Annotated in this window: 13 protein-coding genes and 1 tRNA gene; 10 read left to right on the forward strand and 4 right to left on the reverse strand. The window is 40.8% G+C overall.

Annotation, left to right across the window (positions count from 1 at the left end):
- Nucleotides 1-39: 39 nt before the first annotated feature.
- Nucleotides 40-597, reverse strand: a complete 558-nt coding sequence (pgsA, locus tag ACXVWP_RS03545; RefSeq protein ID WP_054418055.1) for a CDP-diacylglycerol--glycerol-3-phosphate 3-phosphatidyltransferase — start codon at nucleotides 595-597, stop codon at nucleotides 40-42.
- 92 nt (nucleotides 598-689) lie between these two features.
- Nucleotides 690-1,292, reverse strand: a complete 603-nt coding sequence (locus tag ACXVWP_RS03550) for a peroxiredoxin C (RefSeq protein ID WP_049363646.1) — start codon at nucleotides 1,290-1,292, stop codon at nucleotides 690-692.
- A 140-nt stretch (nucleotides 1,293-1,432) separates the two neighbouring features.
- On the opposite strand from ACXVWP_RS03550, the gene metC reads away from it, so the two are divergent.
- The 3 genes from metC to ACXVWP_RS03565 all read left to right on the forward strand — a co-directional run bounded on the left by metC (nucleotide 1,433) and on the right by ACXVWP_RS03565 (nucleotide 4,651).
- Nucleotides 1,433-2,623: a cystathionine beta-lyase gene (gene metC, locus ACXVWP_RS03555; RefSeq protein WP_289901259.1), complete on the forward strand. Its 1,191-nt coding sequence runs from the start codon at nucleotides 1,433-1,435 to the stop codon at nucleotides 2,621-2,623.
- 91 nt (nucleotides 2,624-2,714) lie between these two features.
- Nucleotides 2,715-4,070 (forward strand): UDP-N-acetylmuramate:L-alanyl-gamma-D-glutamyl-meso-diaminopimelate ligase, encoded by a 1,356-nt coding sequence (gene mpl / locus ACXVWP_RS03560; RefSeq protein WP_289901258.1) that lies wholly within the window; start codon nucleotides 2,715-2,717, stop codon nucleotides 4,068-4,070.
- A 74-nt stretch (nucleotides 4,071-4,144) separates the two neighbouring features.
- Entirely contained in the window at nucleotides 4,145-4,651 is a 507-nt protein-coding gene (locus tag ACXVWP_RS03565) for a DUF2301 domain-containing membrane protein (protein WP_289901257.1), read from the forward strand.
- Nucleotides 4,652-4,764: 113 nt separating this feature from the next.
- Here ACXVWP_RS03565 and ACXVWP_RS03570 read toward each other — a convergent pair.
- Nucleotides 4,765-4,841: transfer RNA gene (locus tag ACXVWP_RS03570), tRNA-Met, on the reverse strand.
- A gap of 192 nt (nucleotides 4,842-5,033) precedes the next feature.
- Between ACXVWP_RS03570 and mltA the strand changes: the two genes are divergently transcribed.
- The 4 genes from mltA to rlmKL all read left to right on the forward strand — a co-directional run bounded on the left by mltA (nucleotide 5,034) and on the right by rlmKL (nucleotide 10,331).
- On the forward strand, nucleotides 5,034-6,161 hold the full coding sequence (gene mltA, locus ACXVWP_RS03575) for a murein transglycosylase A (protein WP_289901256.1): 1,128 nt from the start codon (nucleotides 5,034-5,036) through the stop codon (nucleotides 6,159-6,161).
- Nucleotides 6,161-6,922 (forward strand): tRNA cyclic N6-threonylcarbamoyladenosine(37) synthase TcdA, encoded by a 762-nt coding sequence (tcdA, locus tag ACXVWP_RS03580; protein ID WP_289901255.1) that lies wholly within the window; start codon nucleotides 6,161-6,163, stop codon nucleotides 6,920-6,922. Before mltA ends, tcdA begins: the two co-directional genes overlap by 1 nt.
- 167 nt (nucleotides 6,923-7,089) lie before the next feature.
- The gene (gene znuA, locus ACXVWP_RS03585; protein WP_289901254.1) at nucleotides 7,090-8,076 is read left to right on the forward strand and encodes a zinc ABC transporter substrate-binding protein ZnuA; all 987 of its coding nucleotides are present in this window, start codon (nucleotides 7,090-7,092) and stop codon (nucleotides 8,074-8,076) included.
- Between the two features lie 119 nt (nucleotides 8,077-8,195).
- Nucleotides 8,196-10,331 carry a bifunctional 23S rRNA (guanine(2069)-N(7))-methyltransferase RlmK/23S rRNA (guanine(2445)-N(2))-methyltransferase RlmL gene (gene rlmKL, locus ACXVWP_RS03590; protein ID WP_289901253.1) on the forward strand — a complete coding sequence of 712 codons (2,136 nt, stop codon included), beginning with the start codon at nucleotides 8,196-8,198 and terminating at the stop codon, nucleotides 10,329-10,331.
- Between the two features lie 19 nt (nucleotides 10,332-10,350).
- On the opposite strand, the gene ACXVWP_RS03595 is transcribed toward rlmKL, so the two are convergent.
- Nucleotides 10,351-12,270, reverse strand: a complete 1,920-nt coding sequence (locus ACXVWP_RS03595; protein ID WP_297568616.1) for a monovalent cation:proton antiporter-2 (CPA2) family protein — start codon at nucleotides 12,268-12,270, stop codon at nucleotides 10,351-10,353.
- Between the two features lie 167 nt (nucleotides 12,271-12,437).
- Between ACXVWP_RS03595 and ACXVWP_RS03600 the strand changes: the two genes are divergently transcribed.
- The 3 genes from ACXVWP_RS03600 to hrpA are packed head-to-tail and all read left to right on the forward strand — an operon-like array spanning nucleotide 12,438 to nucleotide 17,188.
- Nucleotides 12,438-12,890: a DUF441 domain-containing protein gene (locus ACXVWP_RS03600; RefSeq protein WP_065243362.1), complete on the forward strand. Its 453-nt coding sequence runs from the start codon at nucleotides 12,438-12,440 to the stop codon at nucleotides 12,888-12,890.
- Entirely contained in the window at nucleotides 12,891-13,280 is a 390-nt protein-coding gene (locus ACXVWP_RS03605; protein WP_128787532.1) for a DUF423 domain-containing protein, read from the forward strand. It begins immediately after the preceding gene.
- The gene (hrpA, locus tag ACXVWP_RS03610) at nucleotides 13,277-17,188 is read left to right on the forward strand and encodes an ATP-dependent RNA helicase HrpA (RefSeq protein ID WP_297568620.1); all 3,912 of its coding nucleotides are present in this window, start codon (nucleotides 13,277-13,279) and stop codon (nucleotides 17,186-17,188) included. Before ACXVWP_RS03605 ends, hrpA begins: the two co-directional genes overlap by 4 nt.
- Nucleotides 17,189-17,197: the final 9 nt, after the last annotated feature.

A 17,197-nucleotide genomic window follows, 5' to 3' on the forward strand; every position in this document is an offset into this window, starting at 1 on the left:
TTAAAATAACCGCACCTTTTATTTAAAATTTAGTCAATTCTATAATTCAATGTTATCTAACAAGCTGCCTTTTGCTGCTTTTAAGTATTGAAGCATTGACCAAACCGTTAAAATCGCAGCTAAATAGAGCAATACAATTGCTAGCGTTTCCATATACACATTATATCGCCAGAGTAATCCACCTAAAGCGAGCATTTGAGAGGTTGTTTTTACTTTTCCTAGCCATGAAACAGCCACTTTATTACGCTCACCTAATTCAGCCATCCATTCACGTAAAGCAGAGATAATGATTTCACGTGAAATCATGATAATCGCTGGAATAGTAATCCAGAAAGAATGTTGATATTCTACAATTAATACTAGCGCAGTGATCACCATTACTTTATCGGCAACAGGATCAAGGAAAGCACCGAAACGTGTTGTTTGTTTTAATTTTCGAGCAAGATAGCCATCAAACCAGTCAGTGACCCCGGCGATAAAGAAGATAAGCGTTGTAATAAAAGGTGCAGAAGGGATAGGCAAATAAAACGCCACGACGAAGAATGGAATTAAAATCACTCGGAGAATCGTCAGAAAAATAGGAATATTATATTTCATAAAAAAATAACCGTACTTTGGTTAAAGATACGCTCATTCTAAAGGATCTACAAAAATAAAAAAAGCCACTTAGTGTGGCTTTTTCTTAAAAGTTAAAGTTTATCAGCGTTTTGTTTCAAGTATTTAGCAACACCTTCAGGGTTGTCTTTCATGCCTTCTTTACCTTTTTCCCATTGAGCAGGGCAAACTTCACCGTGTTCTTCGTGGAATTGCAACGCATCAACCATACGTAACATTTCATCGATGTTACGACCTAATGGTAAATCGTTTACGATTTGGTGACGAACAACACCGTTTTTGTCGATTAAGAATGAAGCACGTAATGCAACACCTTCTTCTGGATGTTCGATACCGTATGCTTTCGCGATCTCATGTTTAACGTCAGCTGCTAATGCATATTTGACTGCACCGATACCGCCGTTTTCAGTTGGGGTATTACGCCATGCATTGTGAGTGAATTGAGAGTCAATAGATACACCAACAACTTCAACTCCACGTTTTTTGAATTCTTCATAACGGTGGTCGAATGCGATTAACTCAGATGGGCAAACGAAAGTGAAGTCTAATGGGTAGAAGAATAATACCGCTGCTTTACCTTCGATGTGTTTTTTGAAATTGAAGTTATCAACGATTTCACCATTGCCTAAAACTGCAGAGGAAGTAAAATCTGGAGCTTGACGAGTTACTAATACCATAGTCATAATTCCTATATGAATGTTAATAAAAATTTTGCGAATGCAAAATGCGGAGAATATTTTAAAAAAATTAACCGCACTTTAACAGCTGTTTTTATCTATTAAATTAATTAATATTGTCTAAGTTACAGGTGAAATATATGTCAGAACATCATACTTTATCGACCACACTGGTTCATGCAGGACGTAAAAAACGTTTTACCCAAGGGGCTGTAAATCCAGTGATCCAACGTGCTTCTTCTTTAGTGTTTGAAACTATTGCAGATAAAAAACATTGCACAAAAAATCGTTACAAGGGAGAGCTTTTTTACGGTCGTCGAGGCACGTTAACACACTTTGCTCTTCAAGATTTAATGTGTGAAATGGAAGGCGGGGCAGGTTGTTATCTTTATCCCTGTGGTGCTGCAGCGGTAACAAACGCTATTTTGTCATTTGTAGAAACGGGCGATCACGTTTTAATGACAGGTGCGGCGTATGAGCCGACACAAGATTTTTGCAATGTGATTTTGAAAAAAATGCATATTGATACGACCTATTATGATCCAATGATAGGCGCAGATGTTGCCAAACTCGTGCAGCCAAATACAAAAGTCTTATTTTTAGAGTCGCCAAGCTCTTTAACGATGGAAGTGCCTGATATTCCGGCAATTGTTAAAGCCGTTCGAGCCGTGAGTCCTGAAATCGTCATTATGATCGATAATACATGGGCGGCAGGCGTATTATTTAAAGCGTTAGAGCACGGTATTGATATTTCTATTCAAGCAGGAACGAAATATTTAGTGGGGCATTCTGATATTATGATTGGTACTGCGGTGGCTAATGCACGTACTTGGGATAAATTGCGCGAACATTCCTATTTAATGGGGCAAATGGTTGATGCAGATTCCGCTTATACAACAGCACGCGGTATTCGTACCTTAGGTGTGCGATTAAAACAACATCATGAAAGCAGTTTGAAAGTCGCCAAATGGTTAAGTGAACAACCACAAGTTAAAGCAGTGTATCATCCTGCTTTGCCAAGCTGTCCTGGCCATGAAAACTTTAAACGTGATTTTACCGGCGCAAGCGGTTTATTCTCTTTTGAATTGCATAAACGTTTAAATGATGAAGAACTTTCTGCCTTTATGGATCATCTTGATCTTTTCACAATGGCTTATTCTTGGGGCGGGTTTGAATCGCTCATTTTATGCAATCAACCAGAAGAAATTGCAAAAATTCGCCCAGGTATTGAGCGTAAATTAACGGGATCATTAATTCGTCTGCATATTGGATTTGAAGACACAGATGAATTAATTGCTGATCTTCAAGCGGGTTTTGACCGAATCAAATAAGAAAGAGGGCTGTTTATGTAAACAGCCCTTATTTACTCAATCTTTGAGTTGATTTATCATAGTCAGCATTTTTAGCAACTAGAGAAGAATAATGAAACATATTCATATTTTAGGCATCTGCGGGACTTTTATGGGTGGCGTTGCGATGATTGCCAAACAAATGGGCTATAAAGTAACAGGTTCCGATACTAATGTTTACCCACCGATGAGCACCTTTTTACAAGAGCAGGGCATTGAAATTATTCCTAATTATGATGTCGCTCAACTTCAACCTGCGCCAGATATGGTGATTGTCGGAAATGCCATGAAGCGTGGTAATCCTTGTGTGGAATATGTTTTGGATAATGCCTTGCCTTACACATCAGGTCCTCAATGGTTACACGACCATTTATTGCGTAATCGTTGGGTGTTAGCGGTTTCAGGTACACATGGTAAAACCACAACAACGGGGATGTTGACTTGGATTTTAGAACAAAATGGCTTAAAACCAGGTTTCCTAATCGGTGGAATTGCGGGCAACTTTGGTACTTCTGCTCGTTTAGGGGAAAGTGAGTTCTTTGTGATTGAAGCGGATGAGTATGATACGGCGTTCTTTGACAAGCGTTCTAAATTTGTACATTACAATCCGAAAACCTTGATCATTAACAATATCAGCTTCGATCATGCTGACATCTTCGATGATCTTCACGCGATCCAGCGTCAATTCCATCATATGATCCGAACTATTCCTTCTACAGGACGCGTTCTTTCTTTTGCAGATGAGCAGAGCGTGAAAGAAACCCTCAATATGGGCTGTTGGTCAGAACAGCAGTTTATTGGTAAAGATAAAGAATGGTTTGCGGAACGTATTACTAATGATTGCTCAGAATTTACTGTATTCCATCACGGTAAAAAAGTTGCTGAAGTGAAATGGAATATTGTCGGACAGCACAATATGCACAATGCGTTAATGGCGATTGCGGCGGCTTACCATGCGGGTATCAAAATTGAAGATGCATGTCAGGCATTGGGCAGCTTTATCAATGCAAAACGTCGTTTAGAAGTGAAGGGGGAAGTAAACGGTATTACGGTTTATGATGACTTCGCTCACCATCCAGAAGCCATTCTGGCGACACTTACTGCGTTGCGTGACAAAGTAGGCGGTGGCGTACGTATTCTTGCCGTATTAGAGCCTCGTTCAAACACCATGAAAATGGGCGTGCATAAAGATGAAATTGCGCCAGCGCTTGGACGTGCTGATGCGGTGTTTATGCTACAACCAGATAATATTCCATGGGATGTGGCTGAAATTGCAGGACAATGTGTGCAACCTGCACATTACACAGGAAATGTTGATAAATTAGTCGATATGATTGTGGCAGAAGCAAAACCAACGGATCATATTCTTGTGATGTCAAATGGTAGCTTTGGCGGCATTCATCAAAAGATTTTAGATCGATTAAAATAATCTCAATGTTAAGTGTGGTCAAAAATGAGAGTGTTTTTGACCGCACTTTTTATTATCAAAAATAAGGAAATTACATGGCTGATCCACATATTCAATCTCTAATGGATGTTTGGGATAAACTCACTGTCATTATTTATCGCACAGGCTTTGTCATTGCGGCATTTAGCATCTTGGCTTTAACTTGGTATCCTCAACAAGCTCAAATTGCCGTGTTGATTGCGGCAACTTGTTGTGCATCATCCCTTCATATTTATTTAAAGCATTTCCGTTTAACATTCCAATTTGCCACGTGGCTTGCACTCTTATGTGCGCTTTTAGGTTGGCATGAATTGGCACTGGGTGGAGCATTGGTCACACTGGGCGGTTTATGTTTTAAAGAATACTTCTGTTTTAGAGTACCGCTATTAAATTTACAACCTGCATTTGTCGCCGCACTTTGGTTTACTTGGGTATTTGAAGGTGGTTGGATTGTCCGAATTTTGTCGGTGATTGTTGGCGGATTATTATTAATTCTAGCGGTTCAAAAATGGCGAATGCCATTACATTTTGATATTGGCGATAAGACAAAGTATCAAATCTAATAAGATTGATAGATAAAGGCATAATGTTTCAGGACATTGTGCCTTTTTATTTCGATTAAATTTACCTTTATTTAAAAACGAAAAAAGCACCGAAATTTCGGTGCTTTGTAATTTGGTTGCGGGGGCCGGATTTGAACCGACGGCCTTCGGGTTATGAGCCCGACGAGCTACCAAGCTGCTCCACCCCGCGTCTGATGGCGCGTAATATACTCGTTTCAAAAATTATTGCAAGATTTAAACTGAATTTGACTTTCCGTTTGTTAAAAAAATAAACAAAATGAATATTAATTAACCATTTTATGAAATAGTGCTAGTCCTAAAAGGGAATTTTTGATAGCGTATGCACCTTTGTATTGAGTTAGTTTAATTTAGGAAAATAAGAATGAAATTTCGTCAAAATCTCGCTGTAAAAATGCTCTCTGTAATGGCGGCAGTTTCGGTGCTTGCGTCATGTGGTTCAGCACCAAGTAAAGTCTCTTCTAAAAATAATTCTAGCTTGCCGCGTACAGCAACGGGCGATGATCCACAAAAATTTGGGGCAAAGTATAGCGGACGTAATTATCAACAAGCTATTTTAAGCCCAGTGGCTTCCGTGGAGAACAAAGGTGCGGTAGTTAACCAAGGTGATTTTTTAACGCAGTTGACGAATGTTCGTGATTATTCAAATTCATTAACAAATCGCTTTGCGGCGAATTATGGCAAAATCACTAACTGGGTACTTGCAGGGGCCAATGTGAATGAATTAGCGCAATACGGCATCAACCCACAGATTATGAAAGGTTTCGATGGTTATCAAAACGTGTTGATGACAGGTTATTATTCGCCAGTGATTCATGCACGCCGTACTGCACAAGGTCAATATCAACATCCAATTTATGCGATGCCAAGCTATAAACGTTATAGCCGTGCAGAAATTTATAATGGTGCATTGGCAGGACAAGGCTTAGAGCTCGCTTACAGTGATTCAATGATGGATAACTTCCTACTAGGCGTGCAGGGGAGTGGCTATGTTGATTACGGTGATGGCAATTTAAATTATTTAGCCTATGCGGGTCAAAATGGTTATAAATATCAAGCGGTTGGTCGTTTGTTAGTAGAAGATGGTGAAATTCCAAAAGAAAAAATGTCTATTCAAGCGATTCGTGAATGGGGGAAAGCAAACCCATCTCGAGTACGAGAATTGTTAGAACGTAACCCATCTTATGTTTTCTTTAAAAACGATCCGACAGGTAAAGTGAAAGGTTCTGCTGGTGTGCCTTTAGTGCCAATGGCTGCTGTTGCTTCTGATCGCAATGTGATTCCTTCTGGAACCGTATTATTGGTTGAAGTACCTGATATTGATAATGAGGGTAACTGGATGGGCACACACAAATTACACTTAATGGTAGCACTTGATGTGGGCGGAGCAGTAAATGGTCACCACTTTGACTTATACCGTGGTATTGGCGATCAAGCGGGTCATATTGCGGGGTTATCAAAACACTATGGACGCGTTTGGGTACTACAATAATGGCTCGAGTTGATAACTACGAACAACGTTTTGGCGGCATTGGCCGCCTTTACACACCAGAAGGCTTGGCGCGTTTGCGTCAGGCTCATGTGTGCGTCATTGGTATTGGCGGTGTAGGTTCGTGGGTGGTGGAAGCGCTTGCGCGAAGTGGCGTAGGGCAGATCACAATGATTGATATGGATGATATTTGTGTCACTAATATTAATCGTCAGCTTCCTGCGTTGAGTGGCAATATTGGCAAGCTTAAAACGGAAGTGATGGCAGAACGCGTTAAGCTGATTAATCCAGAATGTGTGGTGAATATTATCGATGATTTCATTTCACCGGATAATCAAGCCGAATACTTAAATCGTGGTTATGATTATGTCATTGATGCCATTGATAATGTGAAAACCAAAGCAGCCATGATTGCCTATTGCAAACGTAATAAAATCAAGATTATTACTATTGGTGGCGCAGGTGGTCAGACAGATCCATCCAAAATCCAAATTGCTGATTTAAGCAAAACGATTCAAGATCCATTATTGGCGAAAGTGCGGTCAGTTTTACGTAAGGATTTTAATTTTACCCAAAATCCACAACGTAAATTTGCAGTTGATGCGGTGTTTTCAACCCAGCCTTTGATTTTCCCTAAAATGGGCGAGGGCTGTAAAGTATCAGCCACCATGAATTGTGCAAATGGTTTTGGTGCGGCAACCATGATCACCGCAACCTTTGGATTTTTTGCCGTTTCTAGGGTAATAGACAAGTTATTAAAATAAAGAAATGAAGCAACGTGAAAACGTTGCTTTTTCTTTATGAATAAAAGTATTCAATAAGATGAAGAAATATCACTTCATTTTTTTAATTTGAAATGTTGCAATTTTATCAAAAAGGCGTAGTCTATGTTGGGTTTGAGAATAATTCCCAATAAAAGTAAGGAAACAAAATGAAACAAGTATTAAAAATGAGTGCAATTTCTACCGCACTTTTAACCCTTCCAATGATGGCAAATGCTGATGTATTGGCCTCCGTGAAACCGCTCGGTTTTATTACATCATCTATTGCAAACGGTGTGACAGATACACAGGTTTTAGTACCAGCTGGTGCTTCTCCACATGATTACAGCTTAAAACTTTCAGATGTGCAAAAAGTGAAATCTGCAGATTTAGTGCTTTGGGTTGGTGAAGATATTGACGCTTTCTTAGCGAAACCGATTAGCCAAATTGATAGTAAAAAAGTCATCAATATTTCTGATATTCCAGAAATTAAACCGCTTTTAAGCAAAGTCCATCATGAACATTATCATGAAGGCGATGAACACGAGCACGGTCATGATCATAAACATGGACACGATCATAAGCACGAACATGGTCATGACCATGAGCATCATCACCACGACGTGGATGAAAATGGATTAAGCGTGAACTGGCATTTATGGTATTCACCAGCCATCAGCCAAATTGTGGCACAGAAAGTGGCGGATAAATTAACGGAACAACATCCGGATAAAAAAGAGCTCATTGCGAAAAACTTAGCCGATTTTAACCGCACTTTGACTGAGCAAAGCGACAAGATCAAAGCACAATTAGCGCCACTCAAAGATAAAGGTTTCTTTGTGTTCCATGATGCTTATAGCTATTTCAATGAGGCTTATGGTTTAAATCAAACCGGTTATTTCACCATTAATCCATTAGTGGCACCAGGTGCAAAAACCATTGCTCACATCAAAGAAGAAATAGAAGAACACCATGTAAATTGTCTTTTTGCTGAACCGCAATTCACACCAAAAGTGATTGATTCGCTTGCACAAAGCACAAAAGTTAATGTTGGTCGTTTAGATCCTATTGGCGATAATGTACAGCTTGGTCCAAATTCTTATGCGAATTTCCTTCAAGCCACCGCTGATAGCTATGCTCAATGTTTAAGTAAATAATCAAAAATCTCCCCCTCGCCCCCTCTTTACAAAAGAGGGGGAATATTCTTGAAATATCCCCAAATTTAACCGCACTTTCGTGCTATAATCCGCCCAATTTTTCCCTATCGAGAAAACGCATGAAACAACTATTTGCCACAACTGCCCGTGGTTTTGAAGAACTCTTAAAAGTCGAACTGGCTGAGCTTGGTGCAACAGAATGTAAAATTGCACAAGGCGGCGTACATTTTCAGGCTGATGATGAAACACTTTATCGAAGCTTACTATGGTCACGTTTAGCTTCACGTATTTTGTTACCTATTGTAAATGGCAAGGTATACAGTGATTTAGACTTGTATTCAATTGTGACAGGGCAAGATTGGTTAAGTTATTTTGACGAGAAAGCCACATTTTTTGTTGATTTCAACGGGACAAACCAAGAAATTCGTCACACCCAATTTGGTGCGATGCGTGTGAAAGATGCCATTGTGGATTATTTTGAACGCCAAGGGAAAGCGCGCCCAAATGTGGATAAAGACTATCCGGATATTCGAATTCATGCTTATTTAAATAAAGAAGAACTCGTTGTTTCACTCGATTTAAGTGGTGAAGCATTGCATTTGCGTGGCTATCGTGAAGATACAGGGCAAGCGCCTTTACGTGAAACCTTAGCCGCCGCGATTGTGCTTCGTTCAGGTTGGAAAAAAGGAACACCGTTAGTGGATCCAATGTGTGGTTCTGGCACCTTGCTAATTGAAGCGGCACAGATGGAAGCACAAATTGCACCGCAATTACATCGTTTACATTGGGGCTTTGATTGCTGGAAAGGGCATAATCAAGATGCTTGGGATAAGGTGAAAGCAGAGGCGGTACAACAAGCGGAAACTTATTTTAATCAAAATCTAAAACCGCATTTTTATGGCTTCGATCTCGATCATCGCGTACTGAAAAAAGCACAAAAAAATGCACAAAATGCAGGTGTGGCACATTTAATCCAGTGGAAACAAGGTGATGTCGCCGCATTAAAGAATCCAAGCCCAGATGAAGTGGGAACAGTGATTTGTAACCCACCTTACGGTGAACGTTTAGGCACAACCCCTGCGTTGATTGCACTATATTCAGTCTTTGGACAACGTCTTAAAAATGAATTTGGTGGTTGGAATGCATCGATTTTCAGTAGTGAATCTACGTTGCTTGATTGCTTGCGTATGCGTTCTTATCGTCAATTTAAAGCGAAAAATGGCCCATTAGATTGTGTTCAGAAGAATTATCAAATTTCCGAGCGCAAAGAAAGTGCGGTTGAAAATCCGCTTGAATTTGACCGCACTTCAACGGTCGCGGTGGATTTTGCGAATCGCTTGCAAAAAAATATCAAGAAAATTGAAAAATGGGCGAAACAGCAAGGCCTTGATGCGTATCGTTTATATGATGCTGATTTACCGGAATATAACGTAGCGGTGGATCGTTATGGCGATCATATCGTGGTGCAAGAGTATGCCGCCCCGAAAAATATTGATGAAAATAAAGCCCGTCAACGTTTATTGGATGCAGTGACTGCAACCTTGCAAGTCACTGGTATTGAAACCAATAAACTGATTTTGAAAGTCCGTCAAAAACAAAAAGGCACCAATCAATATGAAAAATTGGCCAATAAAGGCGAATATTTCTATGTAAATGAATACGGCGCACAGCTTTGGGTGAATTTAACGGATTATTTAGATACAGGATTATTCTTAGATCATCGTTTAACCCGTAAAATACTTGGTGAAATGGCAAAAGGCAAAGATTTCCTCAATCTTTTTGCTTATACCGGTTCAGCAACGGTTCACGCAGCATTAGGTGGGGCAAAATCGACAACAACCGTGGATATGTCTAACACTTATTTAAACTGGGCAGAGCAAAACCTGATTTTAAATGATATTGAAGGCAAGCAGCACAAGCTCATCCAGGCAGATTGTTTGCAGTGGTTAGAGAAATGTGATTGCCAGTTTGATTTGATTTTCGTGGATCCGCCAACATTCTCGAATTCTAAGCGTATGGAAGACAGTTGGGATGTACAACGTGATCACATCAAATTAATGCGTAATCTTAAGCGTATTTTACGTCCTAACGGCACCATCGTGTTCTCGAACAATAAACGTGGTTTTAAAATGGATTTTGAGGCGTTAGATGAATTAGGATTAAGTGCGGTCGAAATTTCAGCGAAAACCTTACCGCTTGATTTTGAGCGAAATAAACAAATCCACAACTGCTGGGTTGTGACAATGAAAGCCTAATAAAAAGCCCGATAATGATTTATCGGGCTTTTTTGTTATTCGACTTCTTTTTGTTTTTCGGTTTCAGAATCATCATGAAGAAGGGTTTCGCCGCAGCTTCATCATTGATCTCATCTTCTTTTTCTAAGATTTCCGCTGCTTCTTCATTTAATGCTTTAGCATCAGAATGTGGTTTGATGAAGGGTTTAGGCATCCAATATTTTCGGATGATGTCTGTTGAGAAACCATGTAAAACTTCTTCATTTAAGCGTTCTTGATCTAAATAACGAACTTCCGCAATGATTTCATCTGCTTCAATTTTGTTTACACCTAATTGCATTAACGCTGCATGACTGAGCGTGAGGGCAGACTCAAAGGTCTCACGTACAATAAAGTCCACATCTAGCTTAATAAGACTCACGGTTGTTTGGCGGTCATAAGTTCGCGCCAATATTGGGAGTTTCGGATAAGCATCTTTCAAATTCTGAACGATGTTTTCAATACGTTGTGTATCGTTAATCCCGATGACAACACATTTAGCTTTTTCGATACCCGCTGCACGTAAAACATCAAGGCGAATACCGTCACCGTAATAAACTTTAAAACCAAATTTAGCTGCCGCACGAATGTTTTCGATGTTACGGTCAATCACCGATACGTTAATACCACGAACAAGAAGCGATTGACACACGATTTGGCTGAAACGACCAAAACCAATCACGAGCACGCTATCTTCTAAATCCACAATTGGATCGAGATCGCTAGTATCGACTTTTTCCTCTTGATTCGCTGATTTGCGTTGGTTGATTTTACGCATTAATAAGCCAATCAATGGTGAGAATAACATTGAGATAATGACTGCAGCGGTAAAAGTCGCATTTTGATCTTTTGTCATCACGCCTGCAGTAGTCGCAGCAGAGAAGAGTACGAATGCAAATTCACCACCGTGCGCCATGATGGTCATTCGTCCAACCGATTCGGTACGGTCAAGTTTTGTAATACGCGCCACGGTATAAACGGCTAAGGCTTTGCCGACGATGTAAAGGCATACGATACCTAACAACCAAACCGCATCATTGAAGACTAAACTGAGGTCAAGCGACATTCCCACGCCCATAAAGAAGAGACCGAGCAATAAACCACGGAATGGTTCAATATCGGCTTCTAATTGGTGACGGAATGCGGATTCTGAAAGCATTACACCTGCAACGAATGCGCCCATCGCCATTGAAAGGCCGCTCGCTTCCATTGCCAATGCAGCACCTAACACCACAAGTAAGGCGGCAGCTGTCATCATTTCGCGAATATGAGCTTTGGAAATCAAACGGAAAATTGGGTTCATTAACCATTTACCCGCAACGACTAAACCGACAACGGCGCCGAGTGCAATAGCGATGGATGTCCAGTTGGTTTGATGTTCAATATGTTTGGTTTCAGGCGTTAAAAAGGCAATAGATGCCAATAATGGCACAATGGATAAATCTTCAAAAATTAAGGTAGAAATAACTCGTTGGCCTTTTGGTGTATTCGTAATCCCGCGTTCTTCTAATACCTGCATCACAATAGCGGTGGAAGAAAGCGTAAAGCCCATACCCGCAATAAATGCGACCTCTTTAGGAAGATTTAAAATATAGATACCTGCAAAGGTAAGCAGAACGCCACATAGCCCGACTTGTAGAAAGCCCCGTCCAAAGATCGCTTTTCGCATCGCCCATAAACGTTCTGGATGCATCTCCAAACCGATAATAAATAAGAACATCACCACGCCCAGTTCGGCCATATGCAGAATCGATTCTGCATCTTTCACTACACCGAACACGGAAGGACCAATTAAACAGCCTGCCACTAAATAACCCAACACGCTACCTAAGCCAATACGCTTAAAAAGCGGCACGATAGTGACACTGGTAGCAAGCAGGACAACAGTTTTAATTAATTCAGGGCTGACGACATTCGACATAGGGCAAAAAACCTTAGTAAAAACAGGGAGTATGAGAAGAAAGTTGACTTGTATTCTAGCCTTTTTTCACTAAATAAAAAACACAGAAAAGCAAGAAATTGGTATAATTTACAAAAACTTTACACGCATAAAAATGGTCAGTTTTTTGACCGCACTTTAGAGGTATTATGACATTACAATTCAATATGGTCGCGTTGTTATTGGTTTTCTTAATTGTTTTAGGTTTAATTAGCCAAAATAGCGCGATTACCATCTCAGCCGCCGTGCTGTTAATTATGCAGCAAACCTTATTATCCAAATACATTCCTATACTCGAACAATACGGAGTCAAAATCGGGATCATCATTTTAACGATTGGTGTCCTAGCACCGTTAGTGTCGGGAAAAATCCAACTGCCCGATCTCAGTTCATTTTTAAACTGGAAAATGGGCGTTTCTATTTTAACCGGGGTATTCGTCGCATGGCTTGCGGGGAAAGGGGTGCCATTAATGAGTGAACAACCTGTTTTGGTGACAGGATTATTAATTGGTACGATTATTGGTGTGTCTTTCTTAGGCGGTATTCCAGTGGGACCTTTAATCGCCGCAGGGATTTTAGCTGTATTAATAGGAAAATTTTAAATGAAAAACAAATGGTTATTTATCGCGGGATTGAGCGGTTTTTTGTGTGTGACAATTGGTGCTTTTGCGGCACATGGATTAAGCAAGGTTTTAGAACCTAAAGAGTTAGCCTGGATTGAAACGGGTGTGAAATATCAAATGTTCCACACCATTGCGATTTTAGCGATTGGCATTTTGCAATTATGCCGTGAATCATTGGTTGCAAACAAAATAGTTAATCTTGCTGCAGGGACTTGGGTGTACGGTATTCTGCTCTTTAGCGGTAGCCTTTATGCGCTTGCGCTTGGTGCGGGCAAATTTCTCGTTTGGGTGACACCGATTGGAGGCACGCTCTTTTTAATTGGTTGGCTTTGCTTGGCTTACGGTGGTTTTAAAAGTAAATCAGTATGAAGAACAAATCAATCAAACGTGAATTAAATCCGATACAACAATCTCTCTTTTCGAAACTCAAGGATATTATGCTGGTGGATCAACGTCGTTTATCCGCCCGCATTCATGGTATTGGAAAAATTAAAAGCCAAGAGGCTCAGCAAGCCGTTGCCGCAGAAATCCAGATGCAGATTGAACAGGCTCAATTGCGTGTAGAAAATCGTAAAAGTGCGGTCAAAAATCCGATTGTTTTTCCAGAGAGTTTGCCCGTTAGCCAACGCAAAGCCGAAATTCAAAAACTGCTTTCTGAGCATCAGGTCATCGTGGTGGCAGGGGAAACCGGTTCAGGTAAAACCACTCAATTGCCGAAAATGTGTTTGGAATTAGGTTTCGGCAATTTAGGCATGATTGGTCATACTCAACCACGCCGTATTGCTGCTCGTTCGGTGGCGGCGCGTATTGCGGAAGAACTGGAAACGGAGCTTGGCGATTTAGTTGGTTATAAGGTTCGTTTTAACGATCAAATCAGTGATGATACGCAAATCAAGTTGATGACTGACGGGATCCTGTTAGCAGAAATTCAAAACGATCGTTTTCTCAACCAATATTCTTGTTTGATTATTGATGAAGCCCACGAACGTAGCCTAAATAACGATTTTATTCTCGGTTATCTGAAACAACTTTTACCACGTCGTCGTGATTTAAAACTCATCATCACATCCGCGACCATTGATGTGGAACGCTTTTCTAAACACTTTAACAATGCGCCGATTATTGAAGTCTCAGGTAGAACCTATCCTGTTGAAGTGCGTTATCGTCCCGTAGTGGAAGAAGACGATCAAGATCAGCTACAAAGCATTCTCAACGCAGTGGATGAACTGCAAGCAGAAGGTCGGGGCGATATCTTGATCTTTATGAACGGTGAGCGTGAAATTCGCGATACCGCCGAAGCTTTACAAAAACAAAACCTAAAACACACGGAAATTCTACCGCTCTTTGCACGCTTGTCTGCGCAAGAACAAAATAAAATTTTCCATCCGAGCGGATTAAATCGCATCGTGTTGGCGACCAACGTCGCAGAAACCTCATTGACCGTGCCGGGCATTAAATATGTAATTGACCCAGGTACTGCGCGAATTTCCCGTTATAGCTATCGCACCAAAGTACAACGTTTACCGATTGAACCCATTTCACAGGCATCTGCTAATCAGCGTAAAGGTCGTTGTGGTCGTGTAAGTGAAGGGATTTGTATTCGTTTATATTCGGAAGAGGATTTTAATTCTCGTCCGGAGTTTACCGATCCTGAAATTCTGCGCACCAATTTAGCCTCCGTTATTTTGCAAATGACGGCATTGGGTTTGGATGATATTGAAGCCTTCCCATTTGTGGATTCGCCAGATAAACGCCATATTCAAGATGGTATAAAATTGTTGGAAGAATTGGGTGCGTTTGAAATCGTTCGCACCAAATCTGGAGAGAAGCGTCAATTAACGGCTGCAGGTCGTCAATTATCGCAATTCCCTGTGGATCCACGTTTAGCGAAAATGTTGTTGAGTGCTGTTTCACAAGATGCGTTGCATGAAGTAATGATTATTGTTGCAGCGTTATCCATTCAAGATCCGCGCGAGCGTCCACAAGAAAAACAGCAAGCTTCTGATGAAAAACATCGTCGTTTTGCCGATAAAAAATCAGATTTCTTGGCTTTCCTCAATCTTTGGCGTTATCTACAAGAACAACAAAAAGAATTGAGTAAAAACCAATTCCGTCGCCAATGCCAAAAGGATTTCTTAAATTATTTACGTATTCGTGAATGGCAGGATATTTATCATCAAATTCGTTTAACTGTACGTGAAATGGGTTTGCCGATTAATTCCGAAAAAGCAGAATATCAGCAAATTCATACCGCACTTTTAAGCGGTTTGCTTTCTCATATCGGTTTAAAAGAAGCAGAGAAACAACAATATCTTGGCGCACGTAATGCCCATTTTGCAATTTTCCCCAATTCTGTACTTTTCAAAAAACAACCGAAATGGGTGATGGCGGCAGAGTTAGTGGAAACCTCCAAACTTTGGGGGCGTATGGTGGCAGAAATCGAGCCAGAATGGATCGAGCCACTAGCCGAGCATTTAATTAAAAAATCCTATTCTGAACCGCGTTGGTCAAAATCTCGTGGGGCGGTGATTGCAGATGAGAAAGTGACGCTTTACGGAGTGCCGATTGTGGCTGCGCGACCAGTGAATTACGGCTCTATCGATCCAACGGTAAGCCGTGAGATCTTTATTCAATCTGCCTTAGTGGAAGGGGATTGGAATACCAAACATAAATTCTTCAAAGAAAATCAACGACTCGTTCGAGAAGTGGAAGAGTTGGAACACAAAAGCCGCCGCCGCGATATTTTGGTGGATGATCGCACGCTTTTTGAATTTTACGATCAGCGTATTGGCACAGAAGTGGTTTCTCAAAAACATTTTGATACATGGTGGAAAAAGGCGCAGCAAAAAGATCCTGAATTGCTTAATTTTGAACGTTCATTCTTAATTAATGATGATGCGGAACAAGTGAGCAAGCTGGATTTCCCGAATTTCTGGCATCAAGGTAATTTGAAACTCAAATTAACTTATCAATTTGAACCGGGTACCGATGCAGATGGTGTGACTGTGCATATTCCGTTGCCGTTGCTCAATCAAGTGGAAATGACGGGGTTTGATTGGCAAATTCCGGGCTTGCGGGAAGAACTGGTGATTGCATTGATTAAATCGCTGCCGAAATCTTATCGCCGTAACTTCGTGCCGGCACCTAATTATGCCCAAGCTTTTTTAAGCCGAGCAGTGCCATTGGAAAAACCGTTATTAGATACGCTAATTTATGAATTACGTCGTATGACGGGCGTTACTGTAGAAGCGGAACATTGGAATTGGGAACAAATTCCAAGCCATTTGAAAATGACGTTCCGTGTGGTGGATGAAAACGGCAAGAAAATCGCTGAATCCATGAATTTGGATGAGCTGAAATTCAACTTAAAAGATCGCGTACAGGAAAGTATTTCTGCTGTGGCAGATGATGGTATTGAACAAAGCGGGCTGCATATTTGGAGCTTTGCAGAGCTGCCACAATGTTACGAACAAAAACAACGTGGTTTCAGCGTCAAAGCGTTCCCGGCCATCGTAGATGAAAAAGATGCGGTTGGTATCAAACTGTTTGAAACAGAATTTGAGCAAGCGGTGGCGATGCAACAAGGTTTGCGCCGCTTATTGTTGCTCAATGTACCGTCACCGATTAAATATCTGCATGAAAAATTGCCGAATAAGGCTAAATTAGGTCTGTATTTTACTCCGTTCGGTCGCGTGTTGGATTTGATTGATGACTGTATCGCTTGTGCGGTGGATAAACTGATTGCCGATTTTGGCGGGTTTGTTTGGGATGAAGCAGGTTTTGAAAAATTGCGTGATTTTGTTCGAGAAAATCTGAATGAAGTGACCGTGGATATCGCGCAGAAAGTGGAACAAATCCTCTCTCTCAATCACGCCTTAAACCAACGTTTAAAAGGCAAAATGGATTTCACCATGGCCTTTGCCTTTTCTGATATTAAGGCGCAGTTAGGCGGATTGATTTATCCAGGTTTGGTGCAAAAGAGCGGTTATGATCGCCTACCAGATTTACAGCGCTATCTGCAAGCCGTTGATAAACGCATTGATAAACTGGCTCAAGATATAAATCGAGACCGTGCGGCTATGCTACGCTTAGAGCAAGTACAACAGGCTTACCAACAATTACTGGCTAAACTGCCGAAATCTAAACCAATTTCTGATGAAATTGCGGAAATTCGTTATATGATTGAGGAATTGCGTGTGAGTTTATTTGCGCAACAATTAGGCACGAAGTATCAGGTGTCAGATAAGCGGATTTTAGCTATAATCAATGCCCAGTAAAGGACGTTA

This window comes from Haemophilus sp. SZY H56, assembly GCF_054332415.1.